Raw genomic sequence first — 20,446 nt, 5'->3', positions numbered from 1 at the left:
TGAACGTGACGGCGGCGCCGCCGTCAGGAATGAGGACCGATGCGGTTGCAGCTGTCCCCGGAGCTCCAGGCCTTCCGGGAGGAGATGCGGACCTTCTTCACCACGCAGGTCCCGCAGGAGATCCGCGATACGGTCGCGGCCCACCGGCCCCTGTCCAAGGAGCAGTACGTCGGTGCCATGCGCGCGCTCAACGCCGCCGGGCTCGCCGTGCCGCACTGGCCGGTGGAGTGGGGCGGGAAGGACTGGACGCCGCTGCAGCGCCACATCTGGCGCGAGGAGATGCAGCTGGCCGACGTCCCGGAGCCGCTGCCGTTCAACGCCAGCATGATCGGCCCGGTCCTCGCCGCGTTCGGCAACCAGGAGCAGAAGGAGCGCTTCCTGCCGAAGACGGCGAACCTCGACATCTGGTGGTGCCAGGGCTTCTCCGAGCCCGACGCCGGCTCCGACCTGGCCTCGCTGCGCACCACCGCCGTCCGCGACGGCGACGACTGGGTGGTCAACGGGCAGAAGACCTGGACGACGCTGGGCCAGCACGCCGACTGGATCTTCTGCCTGGTCCGCACCGACCCGGGCGCGGAGAAGAAGCAGCGCGGCATCTCGATGCTCGTCTTCCCCATGGACACCCCCGGTGTCACGTTGCGGCCCATCCAGCTCATCGACGGCGGGCACGAGGTCAACGAGGTCTTCTTCGAGGACGTGCGCGTGCCGGCCGAGAACCTGATCGGCGAGGAGAACGGCGGCTGGACGATCGCCAAGTTCCTGCTGGGCAACGAGCGGGTCGGCATCGCGCGCATCGGGTCGACCAAGCGGATGCTGGCCCAGGCCAAGGAGCACGCTCGGGACATCACCGTCGACGGCCGGCCCCTGCTGGACGACCCGTTCATGGCGGCGCGGATCGCCGAGCTGGAGAACGACCTGGTGGCGCTGGAGCTCACCGCGCTGCGCGTGGTCGCCGACTCCTCCGGCGGCAAGCAGAACCCCGCGTCGTCGGTGCTGAAGCTGCGCGGCTCGGAGCTGCAGCAGCGGGCCACCGAGCTGATGGTCGACATCGCCGGCCCGCTGTCGCTGGCCTCGTTCGCCGGCGAGGGGTCCGACGTGCCCGACTGGGCCCGGGTGACGACGCCGCACTACCTGAACTACCGCAAGGTCTCCATCTACGGAGGCTCCAACGAGGTGCAGCGCACCATCATCGCCGGCTCGATCCTGGGGTTGTGAGATAGCCGTGAACTTCACCTACGACAGCGAGCAGAACGACCTCCGGGAGGCCGTCCGCGGCCTGCTGGCCCGTGCCTACGGCGACAGCGAGGCGCGCCGGAAGATCGCCGAGACCGACCCGGGCTTCGACGAGAAGACCTGGTCGCGGCTGGCCGAGATGGGCATCCTCGGGCTGCCCTTCGCCGAGGACGACGGCGGCATGGGCGCCGGCCCGGTCGAGGTCGCCATCGTGGCCGAGGAGATCGGCCGGGTCATCGCGCCCGAGCCCTTCGTCGAGGCCGTGGTGCTGGCCGGCGGGCTCGTCGCCGCCGTCGGCAGCGCCGAGCAGCGCAGCGAGGTGCTCGGCGGGCTGGCCGAGGGCGGCCTGCTGCCCGCGTTCGCCCACGCCGAGCCGCGCACCCGGTGGAGCGCGTCGGCATCCGCCGTCACCGCCACGAAGGCCGGCGAGGGCTGGACGCTGACCGGCGTCAAGGAGCCGGTCCCCCACGGCGCGCGGGCCGACGTGCTCGTCGTCAGCGCGGTGCTGGCCGGGGACGATCCGACGGCTCGCACGGGGCTCTTCCTCGTCCAGGGGGACGCCGAGGGCCTGACCCGCACCGGGTACCGCACCCACGACGGCGGCCGCGCCGCGCACGTCGAGTTCGCCGGCACGCCCGCCGTCGCGCTCGGGGAGGGCGGCGACGCGACCGCGGCGATCGAGACGGCGCTGGCCACCGCCCGCATCGCCTACAGCCACGAGGCGATCGGCGCGATGGACACGGCGCTGCGGATCACGTCCGAGTACCTGAAGACCCGCAAGCAGTTCGGCGTCACGCTCAACAAGTTCCAGGCGCTCACCTTCCGCGCCGCGGACATGTACGTGTCGATCGAGCTGGCCCGCAGCGTCGCGCTGTGGGCGTCGATGGTGCAGGACGCCGGTGGCGACGTCGCCGCCGCCGCCGACCGCGCCCGGCTGGTCACCAGCCGCGCCGGCCGGCACATCGGCGAGGAGGCCATCCAGCTGCACGGCGGCATCGGGGTCACCGCCGAGTACAGCGTCGGCCACTACACCAGTCGGCTGACCGCGATCGACCACGTGCTGGGCGACGGCGACTGGGCGCTGGCCCGCCTGGCGAGGACGGTCGGCGACTCCCCCACGGTCGACCCCCTCGGCGCCCCGTACGCCTGACCCGAGGGCACACCGAGGCCCCGTCCCGCTTTCTGTACCGAAAGCGGGACGGGGCCTCGCGCTTTCCGTACCGAAAGCTGGGCCTCAGCGGGCGAGGCGGGCGTTGACCAGTCGGTTGGCCCAGTCGGGGGTGACGGCGGCCGCCGCGGTGAGCACCTTGGTCTGCCGGCCGACCGCCCGGTGCGGCCCGCGCAGCGGCACCCGCCGCTCGTGCACGACGCGCCAGGCCGCGGCCGCGACGTCCTGCGGGGTCAGCCGGACGCCGAGGCGGCCCACGCTCGCCGCACCCTGGGCGACGACGGCGGCCATGTCGGTGGCGACGAACAGCGGGATCAGGCTGCGCACGCGCACGCCGTCTGCGCGCCACTCGAGCTCGAGCGCCTCGGTGAGCGACTTGACGGCGGCCTTCGTGGCGCCGTAGGTGGCCAGCGCGGGCTGGCCGTAGAGCGCCGACGCCGAGCACAGGTTGAGCAGCAGACCCCGGTCGGCGCGCCGGAGGTAGGGGAAGCCGAGTGCGGCGCCGTGCACCACGCCCGTCAGGTTGATGTCGACCATCCGCCGGTGCGCCTCGACGTCGGTGTCCGCGAAGGGGCCGGAGGCCAGGACGCCGGCGTTGTTGACCAGGACGTCGAGGCGCCCGTCCCCGCAGAAGCGCGAGAGGGTCGCCCGCCACTGGTCGGCGTCGCGGACGTCGAGGACGCCGGGCTCCGCGCCCGCCCGACCGCGGGCCGCCTCCGTCACCGCGGCCCCGTCGACGTCGACCATGCCGACCCGCCAGCCCCCGGCCAGGAAGCGGTCGGCGATCGCCAGGCCGATCCCCCGGGCGGCGCCGGTGACGAGGACGCTGCCGGTCGAGCTACCCGTGTGCACGGGTAACTCCTACCGCACGGCGGTGGCCTCCCTGCAGGGGCCCGCCGCGAGCCTGCGAGCGGTGGGGGGCAGGGAGGTCCTCTTTCAGTCGTCGCCGAGCATCGCGCGGCGGAGCTCGTCGGCGTCGGCGCGGACCTGGTCGAGCACCGGCACGACGTCGTCCTCGCGGAGCTGGCCGCAGGTCAGCCGGACGATCGGCACCGTGTCGTAGTCCTCGGTGGTGAGCCGGGACGCGATCTCGAACGCGGCCCGCAGCAGGCCGCCCTCGATCGAGTGGTAGTCGTCGACGTGGTTGAGCCGGGCGGTCATCGAGGCCGGGAAGCCCCACTGCTCGAGGGCGACCGCGGTCAGTCGCAGGCTGTTGAGCCCGTACCGGCGGGACTCCGCCGCGCGGCGGCCGGTGTAGGTCGGCTCGGCCGCGACGATCTCCGCGTAGCCGTCGGGGTCGTTGTGGTGCAGCAGCGCCGCGCCCATCTGGGCGAGCAGCCCGATGCACAGCGCGTCCTGGGGACGTTCGCCGAACCGGGGGGCCAGGGTCGAGGCGGCCAGTGCCAGGCTGGTCGTGACCAGCCAGAAGTCCTCCGGCAGCCGCGACTCGTCGTCGAGGTCGGTCAGCGCGACCGTCGCCATGGTGCGCACGGTGGTGAACCCGACGACGGTGACGGCGAACTGCAGCGAGGACACCCGGCCGCGCATGCCGAAGTAGGCCGAGTTGGCCAGCTTCATGACCCGGCTGGCCAGCGCCACGTCGGAGGCCAGGATGCGGGAGAGCTCCTTGGCGCTGGTGTCCTCGCCGTTGGCCACGGAGACGATCTGGGCGGCGACCGGCCGCTGGGCGGCCATCGTGTCGATGCTGGCGAGGATCGACTCGATGTCGAACATCGGCACCGCCGGGCCGCTGTAGCCCGGGAACGGCGTGACGGTCATCGGTCCGCCTCTGCCCGGGCGGCGAACCAGGCAGCCGCGTGGCCGCCGGTCATCGGCTTGGCCAGGCCGAACCCCTGCAGGAAGTTGGCTCCCAGCCTGGTCAGTTCAACCGCCTGGTCCACGGTCTCGACTCCTTCTGCGACGGTGCTCAGGTTCAGGGTGTGCGCGAGCGCGATGACGGCGGAGGCGATCTCCGGGTGCCCGTCGGCCATCTCGGCGACGAACGACCGGTCGACCTTCAGGCAGTCCACGGGCAGGTGCCGCAGGTAGGCCAGCGACGAGTAACCGGTGCCGAAGTCGTCGATGGCCAGCTCCACGCCGACCTCCCGCAGCTGCTCGAGCACCTCGCGGGCCGACTCCGGGTCCTTCATCAGGGCCGACTCGGTGATCTCCACCGAGATCCGTGCCGGCGTGAGGCCGTGCCGGCGCAGCGCCGCGGCGACCTGCGCGGGCAGGTTGTCGTCGAGCTGCAGCGCCGAGACGTTGACGTTGGCCCGTGGCGGCGCCGCGTCGCCCAGCAGCTGGTCCCACTCCGCGATCTGGCGGCAGGTCTCGTCCAGCACGAGCAGGCCGAGCCCGGCGATCAGGCCGCTCTCCTCCGCCAGCGGCACGAACGTCGTGGGGCTGATCGCCCCGCGCTCGGCGTGCTGCCACCGGGCCAGCGACTCGACGGCCACGGCCGTGCGGTCGCGGGTGTCGAAGATCGGCTGGTAGAGCAGCGTGATCTCGCGACGCTCGATGGCGTCGCGGAGCTCGGCGACCAGGCGCAGCTTGTCGCGGGCCTCGGCGCGCGCCTGCTGGTCGAGCACGGTGATGCGGCCCTTGCCGCCGGCCTTGGCCTGGTACATCGCGATGTCGCAGTCGCGGATCAGGTCCTCGGCCACGTGGTGCTCGTCGGTCTGGACGGTGACGCCGACGCTGGCGTAGGGGCGGATGTCGACCCCGCCCAGGCGCATCGGCCGGGCGAGGGCGACCGAGACGCGCTCGGCGAGCGCGACCGCGTCGGCCTCGCCCACGTTCTCGCAGACGACGACGAACTCGTCGCCACCGAAGCGCGCGACCAGGTCACCGGGCCGCACCGTGGCGCGCAGCCGCTCGGCCACCTCGACCAGCAGCTCGTCACCGGCGGTGTGGCCGAGAGAGTCGTTGACGACCTTGAAGTTGTCCAGGTCGAGGAACAGGCAGGCGAGGTCGCCGCTGCCGGCCACGAACCGTCCGCTCACGTACTGGGAGAGCAGGGTCCGGTTGGGCAGCCCGGTCAGCGGGTCGTGGTTGGCCTGGTGGGCCAGCTTCGCCTCGAACGCCAGGCGGTCGGTGATGTCCTCGATGGTGCCGACGAAGCCGGCGCCCACGCCGGGGGTGAACAGGTGGGAGAAGCGGATGACCGTGGTGCGGATCGTGCCATCGTCGCGCACCAGCCGCGCCTGGGTCTCCACCTCGCCGCCGTCGAGGGCCGCCGAGACCTGCTCGATCACCGGGTCGAGGTCGTCGGGGTGGATCGCGTCGATCCAGCCGGTACCGAGCAGCTGCTCGGCGCGGAGGCCGACGAGGCTGCAGAACGCGTCGTTGACGTGCGCGAGGCGCATGCCCTGCTCGGAGAGCAGCGTCGGGATCGGCGAACGCTCGGTCAGCGCGGAGAAGCGGCGCTCGTGGGCGTCGGCGGTCGCGCGCAGCGCCCGGTCCTGCTCGGTGGCGGTGGCCGAGATCCGGATGGTCCACATGCGGCCGCCCGGCGAGGGGGTGGCGAGGACCGTGGAGTCGAGCGAGGCCCCGCTGGCGGTACGGACGGGGAGCGTCATGCGGGCCGAGCGCTCGCGGCGCAGCAGCAGCTTCAGCTCACCCGCACCGAGGGTCGGGAAGAGGTGCTTCACCGGCAGCGACCGCAGGTCGGCGAGGCCGTAGCCGAGCAGGTGCAGGGCGCCGGCGTTGCCCCAGGTGAGCCGCTGGTCGCTGCCGACGGTCTCGGCGACGAGGATGGCCAGGGCATCGCTGACCGAGGCGCTGTAGAAGATCGTGGAGACGATCTCCGGTGCCACGAGGTCGTCGTCGGGCACGCTGACGGTGACGGACACGATCCTCCCTCCGTGGTGCCGTGCTCCAGGCGGTGCCGCATCCGTGCGGCGCGCCGTTCACTGCTTCACGGCCTACTTCGGCGTGCGGAGGGGGCTGACTTCACCTGAACGTGCGTCTCCCCCCTCGTTGGGGGGAGGGACCGGTACCGAGCCGTATCCCGCCCGCGGCGGGCGTGGACGCCGTCAGAGGGCGGTGCGCAGCCAGCCGAGCATCACGTCGAGCGGCTCGCGCCAGCGGGCGTCGAGCATCAGGTCGTGCCCCATCCCGGGGAATTCCTCGAGGGTGGCGCCGTACCGGTTCGCGGTCGCGCGGATGCCCCGGAGCGGGATGAGGGCGTCGTCGGGCGTGGCCAGGACGAGGACGGGCGGGTCGCCCAGGGGCGGCCCGGCCGGCCGGTGGAACAGCAACTGGTACTGCACGATCGCCGACTCCCCGTGGCACCGGTCGGTGTGCCGCCGCGCGTCGTCGTCGCCGAGCTCCCGGAACAGGTACTCCGCGCGCAGCGGCAACGAGCCGCCGCCGACGATCCGCAGGGCGTCCAGCGGGTGCCGGCGGGCGATCTCCAGCAGCGACGGCACCGCGGGCGTCGCCGGGATCGGGGCGACGAGGACGGCGGCACGCGCGGCGTAGCGGGCTAGCGCCTGCTGCACCACGAGGCCACCCATCGAGTGCCCGACGAGCACCGGCGGCCGCGGCAGCGACTCCGCCGTCGCGACGACGTCGTCGACGTACTGCCCCAGGCGCGCCGTGCGCAGGCGCCCCGGGCTGCCGCCGTGCCCCCGGAGCGACACGGCGTACGCCGGGTGACCGGCCTCGGCGGCCGCGGCCAGCCAGTGCTCCCAGCACCAGGCGCCGTGCCCCAGCCCGTGCACGAACAGCAACGGCGGACGGCCCTCGTCGACGGCCGGCTGCCGTGCCTGCAGTTCCAGAGAGGCGCCGAGAGAATTCTCTGTGTGACCGGTCACATCTGCGGAGCCTATCCATGGCCCGATCGGTTACCAGGCATGATCCGCAGGGATCAGCCCGCACCGCGAACGACCCGGCCACCCGGGCAGGCGACGAGGCCTGCCCGGCGACCCTTTGGAGCGCACCGTTGCGTATCGGAGTTCCGCGCGAGTCCCGCCCCCGTGAGACCCGGGTGGCCGCCACCCCGGCGACGGTGACCCAGCTGGTCGCCCTCGGCTACGAGGTCGTCGTCGAGGCGGGGGCCGGCGCCGGCGCCAGCTTCCCCGACGAGGCCTTCGCCGCGGCCGGCGCGCGCGTCGCCCCGGCCGGGGAGGCGTGGGCCTCCGACGTCGTCCTGAAGGTCGATGCCCCGTCGCGGGAGGAGATCGGGCTGCTCCGCGAGGGCGCCACGCTGATCGGCTTGATCAGCCCCGGGCTGGACCCCGACCTGGTCGAGGCGCTGGCGCGACGTCCCATCACCGTCCTCGCGATGGACGCCGTCCCGCGCATCTCGCGCGCGCAGTCGATGGACGTGCTGTCGTCGATGGCCAACATCGCCGGGTACCGGGCCGTGATCGAGGCCGCGCACACGTTCGGCCGGTTCTTCACCGGCCAGGTCACCGCGGCGGGCAAGGTGCCCCCGGCGAAGGTGCTCGTCGCCGGTGCCGGGGTGGCCGGCCTGGCCGCGATCGGCGCGGCCAGCAGCCTGGGCGCGATCGTCCGCGCCACCGACGTCCGGCCCGAGGTCGCCGAGCAGGTGCGCTCCCTGGGTGGTGAGTACGTCGCGGTGCCCGCCGGGGAGACCGAGGTGAGTTCCGACGGCTACGCGCGGGAGATGGGCGAGGACTTCAACCGCCGCGCCGCGGAGATGTACGCCGGGCAGGTGCCCGACGTCGACATCGTGATCACCACCGCGCTCATTCCCGGCCGGCCCGCCCCCCGGCTGATCACCGAAGAGATGGTGGCGAGCATGCGGTCGGGCAGCGTCATCGTCGACATGGCCGCCGGCCAGGGCGGCAACGTCGCCGGTTCGGTCGCCGACGAGCTCGTCGTCACCGACAACGGCGTCTCGATCATCGGCTACACCGACCTCGCCGCACGGCTGCCGACTCAGGCCTCCCAGCTCTACGGCACGAACCTGGTCAACCTGCTCAAGCTGCTCACCCCGGGCAAGGACGGCCGGCTCGTCCTCGACTTCGACGACGTCGTGCAGCGGACGATCACCGTCGTCCGCGACGGGGAGAAGACCTGGCCGCCGCCGCCGGTGCAGGTGTCGGCCGCGCCGGTCACCGCAGCGGCCGCGGCACCGGCCCCGAAACGACCCGCTCCCCCACCGGAGCCGGCGTCGGCCGGCCGGCGCTTCGCGCTGGTGGGACTGGCCGCCGCGGTGCTCTTCCTGATCACGGCGTTCTCGCCGAACGAGCTGATCCAGCACGTGACGGTGTTCGCGCTCGCGGTCGTGGTCGGCTTCTACGTGATCGGGCACGTGCACCACGCGCTGCACACCCCGCTGATGTCGGTCACGAACGCGATCTCCGGGATCATCGTGGTCGGCGCCTTGCTGCAGATCGGGCACGACTCGACCGCGGTCACCGTGCTCGCGTTCGTCGCGATCCTGCTGGCCAGCATCAACGTGTTCGGCGGCTTCGCCGTGACACGGCGGATGCTGGGCATGTTCACCCGCGGGCCCGCACCCAAGGCCTCCCGATGAGCGCCGTGGCTGCCGCGTCCGCGGCCTACATCGTCGCCGGCCTGCTGTTCATCCTCAGCCTGGCCGGGCTGTCCAAGCACGAGACGGCGAAGGCCGGCAACGCCTACGGCATGGCCGGCATGGCGATCGCGCTGGCCGCCACCGTCGGGCTGGCCTCCCGCAGCATCACCGCCACGGGGCTGACCCTGATGGCGACCGCCGTGGTCATCGGCGCCGTCATCGGCCTGTGGCGGGCCCGGCGGGTCGAGATGACCGGCATGCCCGAGCTGATCGCGATGCTGCACAGCTTCGTCGGTCTCGCCGCCGTGCTCGTGGGCTGGAACGGCTACCTGTCGGTCGAGGGCAACGCCGGCGAGCAGACCGAGGTCGCCGACAACCTGCTCGGCATCCACTCGGCCGAGGTCGTCATCGGCGTCTTCATCGGCGCGGTCACCTTCACCGGGTCGATCGTGGCCTTCCTCAAGCTGTCGGCGCGGATCAAGAGCAACCCGCTGATGCTGCCCGGCCGCAACTGGCTCAACCTCGGTGCGCTGGTCGCCTTCGCCGTCCTCACCGTGCTCTTCGTGATCGAGCCGAGCCTGCTCCTGCTGGCCGTCGTCACCGCCATCGCCCTGGCGCTGGGCTGGCACCTGGTCGCCTCCATCGGCGGCGGCGACATGCCGGTCGTGGTGTCGATGCTCAACAGCTACTCGGGCTGGGCCGCCGCCGCATCCGGCTTCCTGCTGGGCAACGACCTGCTGATCATCACCGGCGCCCTCGTGGGCTCCTCCGGTGCCTACCTGTCCTACATCATGTGCCGGGCCATGAACCGGTCGTTCCTGTCGGTCATCGCCGGCGGTTTCGGCAACGAGGGCGCCGCCGCCGTCGACAAGGACTACGGCGAGCACCGCGAGATCACCGCCGCCGGCGTGGCCGAACTGCTGGGGTCGGCGAGCTCCGTCGTCATCACCCCCGGCTACGGCATGGCCGTGGCGCAGGCGCAGAGCGCCGTCGCCGAGCTCACCCGGCACCTGCGCGACAAGGGCGTCGACGTGCGGTTCGGCATCCACCCGGTGGCCGGTCGGCTGCCCGGTCACATGAACGTGCTGCTGGCCGAGGCCAAGGTGCCCTACGACATCGTCCTGGAGATGGACGAGATCAACGACGACCTCGCCGACACCGACGTCGTCCTGGTCATCGGGGCCAACGACACGGTCAACCCGGCCGCGACCGAGGACCCGGGCAGTCCCATCGCCGGCATGCCGGTGCTCAAGGTGTGGGAGGCCGGGCACGTCGTGGTGTTCAAGCGGTCGATGAACACCGGGTACGCCGGCGTGCAGAACCCGCTGTTCTTCCGGGAGAACAGCCAGATGCTGTTCGGCGACGCCCGGGAACGGGTGGAGGACATCCTGCGCGCGCTGTGACCCGTCGGCCCGCGGTCCTGTCCTCCGCCGGTGAACCGGCCTACCGTGGGTGCGTGCACGAACACCGACCAGCGCAGCCGGAGGTCTCGTCCCGGGAGTCCGTGGCGTGACCGTGCTGCCCGACGAGCGGGCCCCCGGCGGCTTCGAGCACGAGGCCCTGTTCTACCGGGGCGACGAGGACTTCCTCGCCGGCGTCGTGCCGTTCGTCCGCGCCGGCCTGGACCGCGACGAGGCGGTGCTGGTGGCCGAGCCCCGAACCCGGCTGGCCCTGCTGCGCGACGCCCTCGGCGACGACGCCGAAGCCGTGAGTTTCCTCGAGATGGAGGAGATCGGCGGCAACCCGGCCCGGATCATCGGGGCCTGGGCGGCCGCGCTCGAGGAGCAGACCGCCGCCGGCCGGACGCTGCGCGGCGTGGGCGAGCCCGCCTGGCACGGCCGGCGCGCCGCCGAGCTGGTCGAGTGCCAGCTGCACGAGCTGCTGCTCAACCGCGCCTTCGACGACGGCCCGGCCTGGCGGCTGCTCTGCCCCTACGACGAGCAGCGCCTCCCCCGGTCGGTGTGCCACGGCGCCCTGGAGGCGCATCCGGTCCGGTCCACGTCGGCCGACCGCCGGCCGAGCGGCCACTACCTGCCGGACGGTGACGCCGCCGCCTTCGCCGCACCGCTCCCCCGGCCGCGGGACGCGGTCCTGCGCGGCGTCTACCGCGCCAGGGACATCCCGGCGACCCGCCGCACCGTCGCCCAGTACGCGCGGACGTGCGGGCTCGACGAGGAGCAGGTGGAGATCCTCGAACTGGCCGCGTCGGAGCTGGCGACCAACAGCATCCGGTACGGCGGCGGCAGCGGCACCGTGGCCATGTGGGTGGAGAACGGCGCCGCCGTCGTCGAGTTCAGCGACGACGGCCGCCTCACCGACCCGCTGACCGGCCGCCTCACCCCGACGCTCGAGCAGGAGGGCGGGCGCGGCCTGTTCCTCGTGCACCAGCTGTGCGACCTGGTGCAGGTCCGGTCCTCCGAGCAGGGCACGACCGTGCGCATCTTCACCTGGCTGTAGGCGGCTGTCCGCGGCGCTGGGCGCCCCCGGTTGCGCGGGGAACCGCCGACACCGACGGTTGCGGACGTGGATCCCTTCCGTGGGCTCGGGATGCCCCGCATCCCCGGTCTCTCCGAGCTGCTGTCGCTGCTGCAGACGCAGACCGAGGCCTTGGCCCAGCTCCCCCGCACCCTGAGCGACCTCAACGGGACGGTTCGCGAGCTCACCCAGGCGACGACGATGGCGCGGGAGACCATCGAGTCGGCCCAGCGGATCGCCGAGCGCCTCGAGGACCTCGTCGAGGAGCTCGAGGAACCCGTGCGGGCCCTGCGGCCCGGGCTCGAGCGGGTCGGCAAGGTCCTCGACGACCCGGCCGTCGACACGGTGCCCGACACCCTGCGGCGCATCCACGAGGACCTCATGCCGCTCATCCACGGTCTCCGGCAGGCCCAGACGCGGGTCGGGTCGGTCACCGGGCTGCTGCGCCGCCGTCCCCGGGACGAGACGGACGACGGTTACGGCCCCGTCTGACCGCCGTGCTCCCCCGCCGACCGGTCGCCACCGTCGCGGCGCACGAAGTCACCGACGGCCTCCTCCAGGCGGGCCCAGGTGGAGCTCCACTCGACCAGCGGGTCGAGGATCCGCTCGAACACGCCGAGCTGCTGGTCGAAGGCGTCGAGCTGGCCCCGCATCGCCGCGATCGACTGGCGCTGGGCGCGCACGGTCTGCGCCACGGCGCGCAGCTGGGCGGCCGACAACGCCCCCGGGGGGCTCGGGAGGGCGGGCAGGGACAGCCGGGACGGGACCGCTCCGGCCACCGACCGCGCGCGGTCGGTGAAGCCCCGCAGCTGGTGGACGAACTCCTCGATGGACCGCCCGACCATGCTCGTGGCCCCGGGCTCGGGTTCCTGGTCGGGTCCGGGCCGCTCCTGCTCGCTCGCCATGCTCCGACCGTAGAGCCGCCGGCCGCCGGAGGCGACTCCCCGGACCCGCGCGTCAGCCCGCGGCTGCGGGCGCCCAGACCACGTCGAGCTCGGCACGCCGGCCGAACCGCACGAGGTGGCGGCCCAGCACGTCCTGCACCCGGTCCAGCGTCTCCTGGTCGCCGGCCTCGGCCCGCAGGACCAGCACGCCCTCCCCCACCTCGACCGAGCCGATGCCGCCGGCGATCTCGGCGGTCGAGGTCGCCCCCTCGGTGGTGAACGACACCCGGTGCCCCAGGTGCTCGACGAGCTGCTTCGCGTAGCGCTCCGGCGTCTCGGTGCGGACGTCGGCCCGCGCGGTCAGTGCAGCAGGCACGGCGGTGGACTCCCTCGGTCGTCGGATCGGCCGGAACGCTACGCCTTGTCGATCCTTGCGAAGTGCCTGCGCGGGAGCGGCGCGCCCCGATGCGTCAGGATGCGGGCATGGCGGTCCCGCGCGTCCCGGTCCGGCGGAGTGCCCTCCTTCCGGCCGCCGTGCTGTGCGTGCTGCTGACCGCCTGCGCCGCCGGTGCCGGGAACCGGGCGGACGGCACGTCCGCTTCGGTCACCACGACGGGCCCGACGTCGTCGCAGGCCGCCCCGCCCTCGACGGAGGAGCAGCGGGTGGACGCTGCGCTCGCGGGCCTCGACCGGCGCGAGCAGGTGGCCCAGCTGTTCGTGATCGGGGTACGGCTCGACGACCTCGGCAGCGGCGACGCCCTGGTCGACGCGGGCGTCGGTGGACTGTTCCTGGCCGGCCGCTCGCAGACCCCGGCGGAGGACCTCCGCGCCGTCACCGAGGGCTGGCAGTCGGCGGCACCCGGCCCGGCGTTGTGGGTGGCCGTGGACCAGGAGGGCGGTGCCGTGCAGACGCTCTCGGGTGAGGGCTTCGAGCGGTTGCCGACCGCGCAGGAGCAGGGCCGGCTGCCGGCCGGCGAGCTGACCGCGCTCGCCGCGGATCTCGGGACGTCGCTGGACGCGGCCGGGATCAACCTCGACCTGGCCCCCGTCGCCGACGTCGTCCCGGCCGGCACGGAGGCGGGCAACGCGCCGATCGGCGCCTACGGCCGGCAGTACGGCAGCACCCCCGAGGAGGTGGTCGCGGCCGCCGGGACGATCGTGGCGGGCCTGGCCGACGCCGGCGTGACGGCCACGCTCAAGCACTTCCCGGGGCTGGGCCGGGTCACCGGCAACACCGACGACACCGCCGTCGTCCACGACGGGGTGACGACGGCCGACGACCCGCAGCTGGCGGTCTTCACCACCCTCGCCGACTCCCCCGCCGCGCCCTTCGTGATGGCGTCGTCGGCGATCTACGACCGCATCGACCCGTCGACGCAGGCCATGTTCTCCCCCGTCGTGCTCACCGACGTGCTGCGGGAGCAGCTCGGGTTCGACGGCGTCGTCATCTCCGACGACCTGGGCAACGCCGAGGCCGTGTCGAACGTGGCCGTGGGCGACCGCGCGGTCCGCTTCCTCGCGGCCGGGGGCACGCTCGTCCTCAGCCTGCAGCCGTCGGACCTGGAGCCGATGGTCGAGGCGGTCCTCGCGCGGGCCAACGCCGACCCGGAGTTCGCGGCGGTGGTCGACGACGCCGTCCGGACGGCGCTGCTCGCCAAGGCCCGCGCCGGCCTCCTGTGAGCTTTCTGTACCGAAAGCTCAGCGGGCGCGCTCAGCTTTCGGTACAGAAAGCGGCTTCAGCGGACCGCGGTCGTCGACACGTGGTGCAGTGCGTGGGCGACGGCGGCCGGCAGGTCGGCGAACACGTGCCCGCGGTCGACCAGCGGCTGCAGTGTGCCGACGGCGTCCAGCAGCCGCAGGTGCTCGGGGCTGGCGCCCTTCACCAGCACCGTGATGCCGCGCTCGGCCAGGTCCTCCACCACCTCGCCCAGCGCCCGCGCGCCGCTGGCGTCGAGCAGGGCGACGGCGCTCAGCCGCAGGATGACGACCCGGACGTCGGCGGTCGCGGTGACCTCGGCGAGGAACCGGGACACCGTCGCGAAGAACAGCGGGCCGTCGATCCGGTAGGCCAGCACGTGCCGGGTCAGCAGGTCGTGCTCGACGTCGCCGTCGACCTCCGGACTGCTGACCTCCACCGGCACCGTCCGGGTGGTCGCCGCCATCCGTGCCACGGCGACGACGACGGCCAGCGCCATGCCGACCGCGACGGCGATGACCAGGTCGAGGGCGACGGTGGCGACCGCGGTGAGGGCGAAGACCAGGGCGTCGCCGCGCGTGGAGGTGAGCACGGCGCGCACGGTGTGCCGCTCGACCATGCGCCAGGCGGTGACGAGCAGGACACCGGCCAGGGCCACCAGCGGGATGTGGCCCACCAGGCCCGCGGCGCCGTAGACGACACCGGCCAGCAGCACCGCGTGCGTCAGGGCGGCGACGCGGGTGCGGGCCCCGGCGCGGGCGTTGACGGCCGTGCGCGCGATGGCCCCGGTGGCGGGCATCCCCCCGCAGATCCCCGACGCCAGGTTCGCCAGCCCCTGCCCGAGCAGCTCCCGGTCGGCGTCGCTGCGCGGGGCGTCGGTCATCCCGTCGGCCACCCTGGCCGACAGCAGGCTCTCCAGCGCGGCCAGGAAGGCGACCGCGAGGGCCGGCCCGATCAGCCCGCCGAGCCCGCCGAGGTCGGGCAGGGCCGGGACCGGGAGCCCGGAGGGCAACGACCCGATCGTCGCGACGTCGGCGCCGGTGACCCCGGCGACGACGGTCACGACCGCGACGGCCACGAGGCTGCCGGGCAGCGACCGGTGCAGCCGCGGCAGCCCGGCGGTCAGGACGACGGCGAGCAGGAGCAGCCCGACGACGATCCAGTGCGGGGCCGTCACGAACCGGCCGAGGGCGAGGGCAGCCCCGGCGGCGGCGTTCTCGACCTCCGGCCGGTCCACGCCCAGCGCAGCGGGTACCTGCTGGGCGGCGATGACGACGGCGATGCCGACCGTGAAGCCCTCGATCAGCGGCCACGGGACGTAGCCGAGCAGCCGCCCCGCCCGCAGCAGCGCCGCCGCGATCACGATTCCCCCGGCCAGGACGGCGACCGGGTAGACGACGGCCGGCCCGCGCTCGGCCACCAGCGGGACGAGCACGACGGTCATGGCGCCGGTCGGCCCCGACACCTGCAGCGAGGAGCCGCCGAACACTGCCGCGACCGCGCCGGCGATCACGGCGGTCACCAGCCCGACCGCCGCCCCGACACCGGTGGCGACGCCGAAGGCGAGCGCGAGGGGCAGGGCGACGATGGCGACTGTGACCCCCGCGGCCAGGTCACGCGGCCACGAGCGGCGCAGGCCGGTGTAGTCGGCCCGGCGCGGCAGCAGCCGGCGGAGGGAACCGGCGGCGACCGGCGGGACGGTCACCGGAACCGCGGCCGCGCTCACGCTCGGGCCGATCCGGCCGACGCGACGGCGTCGTCGGCGTCGTCGAGGGCGGCGAGCAGCGCCTGGCCGTCGCGCAGGTTCCGGCTCAGCAGGCGGCGGGCGACCCCGAGCAGCTCGGCGGTCTGCTGGTCGCGCAGCGCGCAGATCACGTTGCTGCGCACCCGGCGGCTGTCGACGATCCCGGCGCGGCGGAGCACCGAGACCTGCTGGGAGAGGTGCGAGAGCTCGAGGCCGGTCGCCTCGGCCAGCTCGCCGACCGTGTGCTCGCGCTCGGCCAGCAGCTCGAGCACGCGGACCCGGGCCGGATGGGCGAGCGCCTTGAACAGATCGGCCTTGGCCTCCGCGATGGGCCGGCCGGGGGTGAAGGGCACACTCCGACTCTAATGGCTTGATGAACCCGTCAACTCGTCAATCCGCTGTGACTCCGCTCGCAGACGCGACGACCCCGCTCGCAGACGCGACGACCCCGCTCGCAGACGCGACGACCCCCCCGGTCCGCGGACCGGGGGCGTCGTCGTGCGTGGTTCTGGGGGGCGGCTCAGTACCAGTTGTTGGCCTGCGAGTGCCCCCAGGCACTGCAGGGCGAGCCGTACCGCTGCTCGATGTAGATCAGCCCGGCGTCGATCTGCCGGTAGCCGTCGGAGGTTTTGGCGATCCCCGTGCCGGCCCAGGTGGAGTCGAGGAACTGCGGGATCCCGTACGCGGTGCTCGTCGGGTTCTGCGCGTTCGGGTTCCAGCCGCTCTCCTTGCCCCACAGGCTCTCCAGGCAGGAGAACTGGTTGGCGTCGCCACCGAGCTGCGCGAGCGCGTAGTCCTGGAAGGAGCCGGCCGGAGCGGTCGCGGCCGGCGCGGCCTCCGCCGCCGCGGCCTCCTCGGCCGCGGCCCGGGCGGCTTCCTCGGCGGCCACGCGCGCGGCCTCCTCGGCGGCGGCCTGCTCGGCCGCGAGCCGCTGCTGCTCGGCCAGGTCGGCGGCGGCCTGGGCCTGCGCGGCCGCGGTCTGCTCGGCACTGCGCTCGGCCCGGCTGGCCGCGAGCTGCCCGAGCGAGTGGGCGGCGTCCTCGCCGATGACGGCCGAGCCGGCGTCGGTGCCGCCCCCGCCCTGGATGCCGAGCTGCTCGGCGATGCTGACCGACTCCAGCTGCGCGCCGTCGGCCTGGGCGGCGGGCTCGCCGGAGGCGAGCACGTTGACCATCAGCGCGCCGGCGGCGGCGACGCTGAGGTAGAGCGCGGGACGACGGGCGGTGTTCGGCGGGCGACGGTGCGCTCCGGTACCGCGCTCACTGCGGGCATGCGGACGGATCATGGTGCGGAGGTTCATGGGGTGGGACGACTCCGAGGGCGTCAGGGCGCGACAGGACGGCATGCCAGGCAGGCAGTGCCCCTGCGACGCGTTCTTCCGTGTAGCCGCCTACCGAGTTAGCTGACGGGTTCGGGCGGGAAGCAGCCCTACCGGCCCCGAGCTGACGCTCGCGGGCTGGATTCACCCCAGTACTGCGGTGGGTCCCCGGCTCGCCTTCCCCGGAGGGTCGGCGACTCAGCGGCGTCCAGCGCGGATCTCCCCGGGTGGGGACACGACGACCGGCCGGACCGCCCCAACGTAACCGCCGTTACCGCACCGTGACAATCGAAACGTCGAATTCCCGGCGTGACGAGGATCGCGTCGGTGCGTCAGGGCAGCCGCCACACCGTCGTCCGGCGCACGAGCGGGCCTTCGGTGTCGGGGACGTCGTACGTGGCCGCGGCGACCAGCCCCTCGCGCGGGACGTAGGGCCGCCCCGGGTCCCCGAGGAGGACCACGGCCCCGCCGAGCCAGGCGCGCCCCAGGAACGGCAGCACGCGCTCGGTCATCGCCCGGTCGTAGCAGACGTCACCGGCCAGGATGACGTCCACGTCCGGCGGTTCCGCGTCGAGGACGTCGCCCACGACGGCGATCGGGGCGACCCCGTTGGCCTCTGCGTTCACCGCGACCGCGGTGGCGCTGTAGGGGTCGGGATCGCTGGCGAGCACCGCGCGGGCGCCGGCCAGCGCCGCGGCCACGGCGACGAGGCCGCTGCCCGCCCCGAGGTCGAGCACGCTGCGCCCGGCCACCACCTCGGGGTGGTCGAGGACGTAGCGGGCCAGCGCCTGGCCGCCGGGCCAGGCGGCGGCCCAGAAGGGGGGTTCCTCGGCCGGCCCCACCTGCTCGCTCTCCATCGCCTCCCACAGCGCGACGACGTCGGCGGCGACGTGCAGCCGGACCTCCGGCACGAGAGCGGACCGCTCGAGCCGGGTGTACCGGCGGACGAAGTCGGCGGGAACGTGGCTCGACACCTGCTCAGTCTCGCGCGGGAGGGCCGACCTGCCGGCCGGCACGTCGCGCGATCAGCCGCCAGTAGGAGCCGGGCAGCAGCCGGACCAGCACGTCGGGGACCTTGGCGCTCCATCCGATCAGCAGCCGCGGGCGGCGCCGCTCGATCGCCGCCACGATCTGGGCCGCCGCCTTCTCCGGGGGCATCGTCAGCAGCTTGGCGAACTGCGCGCGCCCCTGCTCGTACTCCTCGGCCGACACCCCCGAGCCGACGCGGACGGTCTCGGCGATCCGCGTCTTGATGCCGCCGGGGTGGACGACGGTGACGCCGACGCCGTTCTCGGCGAGCTCGTGCCGCAGCGCCTCGCTGAATCCCCGGACGGCGAACTTGCTCGCCGCGTACGCCGCCTGCCCGGGCGGGGCGAAGATCCCGAAGATGCTCGACACGTTCACCAGGTGCGACCCGGGACGGGCCTTCAGCGCCGGCAGGAACGCGCGGGTCAGCGTGACGACGGCGCGGAAGTTGATCGACATCAGCCAGTCGAACTCGTCGGCGGTCACCTGGTCGAACCGGCCGCCGAGCGCCACGCCCGCGTTGTTGACCAGCAGGGTCACGTCGGGGTGCGCCGCAGCGAGGTCGGCCGCCACCCGGACCGTGGCGTCGTCGTCGGCCAGGTCGACGACGGTGGTGGCGACGGCGAGCGACGGGTGCGCCGCCCGGATCCGGCCGGCAACGGCGGCCAGCCGCTCGGCGTCCCGGTCGAGCAGCACCAGGTCGCTGCCGCGCGTCGCCAGCTGCTCGGCCAGCGCCTCGCCGATGCCGCTGGCCGCGCCGGTGACCACGGCCGTGCCGCCCCCGAAGCGGTAGGGGCCCATCAGGCGGCCCGCCGGGCCGGCGCCGCCGCGCGCTGGAAGGTCATGCCCTCGTCGTCGAGCGGGCCACGGCGCATGAGGGCGACGTCGCGCAGGTAGTTCTGGTGCAGCTTCCAGGGCTTGCGCGAGCCCTGCTTGGGCAGGGCGCCGAGGCTGCGCTGCACGTACCCGGACGCGAGGTCGAGGAAGGGCTCGTCGCCACCCTCGGGCGGGGCCACCGGCGTGGCCGAGACGTAGCCGTGCTCGTCGAGGTGTCGCAGCAGGCGGCAGACGTAGCGGTTGACCAGGTCGGCCTTGAGCGTCCAGGAGGCGTTCGTGTAGCCGATCACCATCGCCAGGTTCGGGACCCCGGACAGCATCATGCCCTTGTAGGAGACCCGCCCGGAGACGTCGACCGGCTTGCCGTCGACGGTCAGCGACATCCCGCCCATCGGGAGCAGGTTGAGCCCGGTCGCGGTGATGACGACGTCGGCGTCGAGGTGCGCTCCGGACTCCAGCTCGATGCCCTTCTCGGTGAACGTCGCGATCCGGTCGGTCGCGATGGACGCCGTCCCCCGGCGGAGAGCGCGGAACAGGTCGCCGTCGGGCACCAGGCACAGCCGCTGGTCCCAGGGGTCGTAGGGCGGGTTGAAGTGCGTGTCGACGTCGATGTTCGGCAGCTGCTTCTGGGTGAGGCGGCGGATGACCTTCCGGGCGGCCGTGGGCCACCGCCGGCTGAACTGGAAGAACGCGGTCGAGAGCAGCACGTTCTTCCACCGCACGATGGGATAGGCAAGGCGCGCGGGGAGCCGGCTGCGCAGGGCCTGCGCCAGCGGGTCGCGGCCGGGCAGCGACAGGATGTAGCTCGGCGTGCGCTGCAGCATGGTGACGTGCTCGGCTCGGTCGGCGAGGGTGGGCACCAGCGTCACCGCGGTCGCGCCGCTGCCGATGACGACGACCTTCTTGCCGGTGACGTCGAGGTCCTCCGGCCAGTGCTGCGGGTGCACGAACTGCCCGGCGAAGCGCTCCTCGCCCGGGAAGCTCGGCCGGAAGCCCTCGTCGTAGCGGTAGTAGCCGGAGCACAGGGACAGCCACGAGCAGGTGAACCGCACCGTCTCACCGGTGTCGGAGCGGGCGGCGGTGACCGTCCAGCGGGCCTCGTCGCTGGACCACTCGGCCGACTGCACCCGGTGGTGGAACCGGATCCTGTCGGTCACCCCGTACTCGGCCGCGGTCTCCTCGATGTAGCGGCGGATCGCCGGGCCGTCGGCGATCGCCTTGCTGTCCTTCCAGGGCCGGAAGGCGTAGCCGAGGGTGAACATGTCGGAGTCCGATCGGACGCCGGGGTAGCGGAAGAGGTCCCAGGTGCCGCCGACCGCGCCGCGCGACTCGAGGATCGCGTAGCTCTTGTCGGGGCACTCCTCCTGCAGGTGGCAGGCGGCGCCGATGCCGGACAACCCGGCGCCGACGATCAGCACGTCGACATGCTCCACGGTGCACTCCAAGAAGTAGCGGGGGCTGCGGAAGCGTCCCCCGGCGACGGTATCGACGTCCTGTCGAACGAGTCAACGTGGTGTTGAGAGACGGGCACGACGACGGTAATCTCGGTCACGTGCC

The 20,446-nt window shown here is 73.6% G+C and carries 19 protein-coding genes and 1 riboswitch; of the genes, 7 read left to right on the top strand and 12 right to left on the bottom strand.

What is annotated here, in order from left to right:
* The first annotated feature begins 39 nt into the window (after positions 1–39).
* Both ABD644_RS06500 and ABD644_RS06495 read left to right on the top strand, forming a co-directional pair.
* On the top strand, positions 40–1,215 hold the full coding sequence (locus ABD644_RS06500; protein ID WP_344687863.1) for an acyl-CoA dehydrogenase family protein: 1,176 nt from the start codon (positions 40–42) through the stop codon (positions 1,213–1,215).
* Between the two features lie 7 nt (positions 1,216–1,222).
* Complete coding sequence (locus ABD644_RS06495) at positions 1,223–2,383, top strand: acyl-CoA dehydrogenase family protein (RefSeq protein ID WP_344687861.1); 1,161 nt, start codon at positions 1,223–1,225, stop codon at positions 2,381–2,383.
* Positions 2,384–2,467: 84 nt separating this feature from the next.
* Here ABD644_RS06495 and ABD644_RS06490 read toward each other — a convergent pair whose 3' ends face one another.
* The 4 genes from ABD644_RS06490 to ABD644_RS06475 all read right to left on the bottom strand — a co-directional run bounded on the left by ABD644_RS06490 (position 2,468) and on the right by ABD644_RS06475 (position 7,218).
* A complete protein-coding gene (locus tag ABD644_RS06490) occupies positions 2,468–3,253 on the bottom strand; it encodes an SDR family oxidoreductase (protein ID WP_344687860.1) in 786 nt (261 codons plus the stop codon).
* 84 nt (positions 3,254–3,337) lie between these two features.
* Entirely contained in the window at positions 3,338–4,180 is an 843-nt protein-coding gene (locus tag ABD644_RS06485; RefSeq protein WP_344687859.1) for an HDOD domain-containing protein, read from the bottom strand.
* Positions 4,177–6,252, bottom strand: a complete 2,076-nt coding sequence (locus tag ABD644_RS06480; RefSeq protein ID WP_344687858.1) for a putative bifunctional diguanylate cyclase/phosphodiesterase — start codon at positions 6,250–6,252, stop codon at positions 4,177–4,179. The genes ABD644_RS06485 and ABD644_RS06480 overlap by 4 nt, the downstream gene beginning before the upstream one ends.
* A gap of 183 nt (positions 6,253–6,435) precedes the next feature.
* Entirely contained in the window at positions 6,436–7,218 is a 783-nt protein-coding gene (locus ABD644_RS06475) for an alpha/beta hydrolase (RefSeq protein WP_344687857.1), read from the bottom strand.
* A gap of 128 nt (positions 7,219–7,346) precedes the next feature.
* Here ABD644_RS06475 and ABD644_RS06470 point away from each other — a divergent pair, with 128 nt between their 5' ends.
* The 4 genes from ABD644_RS06470 to ABD644_RS06455 all read left to right on the top strand — a co-directional run bounded on the left by ABD644_RS06470 (position 7,347) and on the right by ABD644_RS06455 (position 11,876).
* The gene (locus ABD644_RS06470; protein ID WP_425547392.1) at positions 7,347–8,909 is read left to right on the top strand and encodes a Re/Si-specific NAD(P)(+) transhydrogenase subunit alpha; all 1,563 of its coding nucleotides are present in this window, start codon (positions 7,347–7,349) and stop codon (positions 8,907–8,909) included.
* A complete protein-coding gene (gene pntB / locus ABD644_RS06465; RefSeq protein ID WP_344687855.1) occupies positions 8,906–10,312 on the top strand; it encodes a Re/Si-specific NAD(P)(+) transhydrogenase subunit beta in 1,407 nt (468 codons plus the stop codon). The genes ABD644_RS06470 and pntB overlap by 4 nt, the downstream gene beginning before the upstream one ends.
* A gap of 106 nt (positions 10,313–10,418) precedes the next feature.
* Positions 10,419–11,366: an anti-sigma factor RsbA family regulatory protein gene (locus tag ABD644_RS06460; protein WP_344687854.1), complete on the top strand. Its 948-nt coding sequence runs from the start codon at positions 10,419–10,421 to the stop codon at positions 11,364–11,366.
* Between the two features lie 66 nt (positions 11,367–11,432).
* Positions 11,433–11,876 carry a hypothetical protein gene (locus tag ABD644_RS06455; RefSeq protein ID WP_344687853.1) on the top strand — a complete coding sequence of 148 codons (444 nt, stop codon included), beginning with the start codon at positions 11,433–11,435 and terminating at the stop codon, positions 11,874–11,876.
* Here the strand turns inward: ABD644_RS06455 and ABD644_RS06450 are convergent.
* Both ABD644_RS06450 and ABD644_RS06445 read right to left on the bottom strand, forming a co-directional pair.
* Entirely contained in the window at positions 11,861–12,289 is a 429-nt protein-coding gene (locus tag ABD644_RS06450) for a hypothetical protein (protein ID WP_344687852.1), read from the bottom strand. The two genes, ABD644_RS06455 and ABD644_RS06450, sit on opposite strands and share 16 nt — an antisense overlap.
* Positions 12,290–12,341: 52 nt before the next feature.
* Entirely contained in the window at positions 12,342–12,644 is a 303-nt protein-coding gene (locus ABD644_RS06445) for a DUF2218 domain-containing protein (RefSeq protein WP_344687850.1), read from the bottom strand.
* Positions 12,645–12,751: 107 nt separating this feature from the next.
* On the opposite strand from ABD644_RS06445, the gene ABD644_RS06440 reads away from it, so the two are divergent.
* Entirely contained in the window at positions 12,752–13,948 is a 1,197-nt protein-coding gene (locus ABD644_RS06440) for a glycoside hydrolase family 3 N-terminal domain-containing protein (protein ID WP_344687848.1), read from the top strand.
* A 56-nt stretch (positions 13,949–14,004) separates the two neighbouring features.
* Here ABD644_RS06440 and ABD644_RS06435 read toward each other — a convergent pair whose 3' ends face one another.
* The 6 genes from ABD644_RS06435 to ABD644_RS06410 all read right to left on the bottom strand — a co-directional run bounded on the left by ABD644_RS06435 (position 14,005) and on the right by ABD644_RS06410 (position 20,322).
* Positions 14,005–15,690: a SulP family inorganic anion transporter gene (locus tag ABD644_RS06435; protein WP_344687845.1), complete on the bottom strand. Its 1,686-nt coding sequence runs from the start codon at positions 15,688–15,690 to the stop codon at positions 14,005–14,007.
* Complete coding sequence (locus ABD644_RS06430; protein ID WP_344687844.1) at positions 15,687–16,061, bottom strand: ArsR/SmtB family transcription factor; 375 nt, start codon at positions 16,059–16,061, stop codon at positions 15,687–15,689. Before ABD644_RS06430 ends, ABD644_RS06435 begins: the two co-directional genes overlap by 4 nt.
* A 167-nt stretch (positions 16,062–16,228) precedes the next feature.
* Complete coding sequence (locus ABD644_RS06425; RefSeq protein ID WP_344687843.1) at positions 16,229–16,993, bottom strand: aggregation-promoting factor C-terminal-like domain-containing protein; 765 nt, start codon at positions 16,991–16,993, stop codon at positions 16,229–16,231.
* An 86-nt stretch (positions 16,994–17,079) separates the two neighbouring features.
* A riboswitch (cyclic di-AMP (ydaO/yuaA leader) is annotated at positions 17,080–17,232 on the bottom strand.
* A 126-nt stretch (positions 17,233–17,358) separates the two neighbouring features.
* Positions 17,359–18,000 carry a class I SAM-dependent methyltransferase gene (locus ABD644_RS06420; RefSeq protein ID WP_344687842.1) on the bottom strand — a complete coding sequence of 214 codons (642 nt, stop codon included), beginning with the start codon at positions 17,998–18,000 and terminating at the stop codon, positions 17,359–17,361.
* Between the two features lie 4 nt (positions 18,001–18,004).
* Complete coding sequence (locus tag ABD644_RS06415) at positions 18,005–18,853, bottom strand: SDR family NAD(P)-dependent oxidoreductase (protein ID WP_344687841.1); 849 nt, start codon at positions 18,851–18,853, stop codon at positions 18,005–18,007.
* Positions 18,853–20,322 (bottom strand): flavin-containing monooxygenase, encoded by a 1,470-nt coding sequence (locus ABD644_RS06410; protein ID WP_344687839.1) that lies wholly within the window; start codon positions 20,320–20,322, stop codon positions 18,853–18,855. The genes ABD644_RS06415 and ABD644_RS06410 overlap by 1 nt, the downstream gene beginning before the upstream one ends.
* Positions 20,323–20,446: the final 124 nt, after the last annotated feature.

This window comes from Blastococcus jejuensis (assembly GCF_039534705.1).
GTDB classification, from domain to species: domain Bacteria; phylum Actinomycetota; class Actinomycetes; order Mycobacteriales; family Geodermatophilaceae; genus Blastococcus_B; species Blastococcus_B jejuensis.
This window is presented reverse-complemented; position numbering and strand designations above follow the sequence as displayed.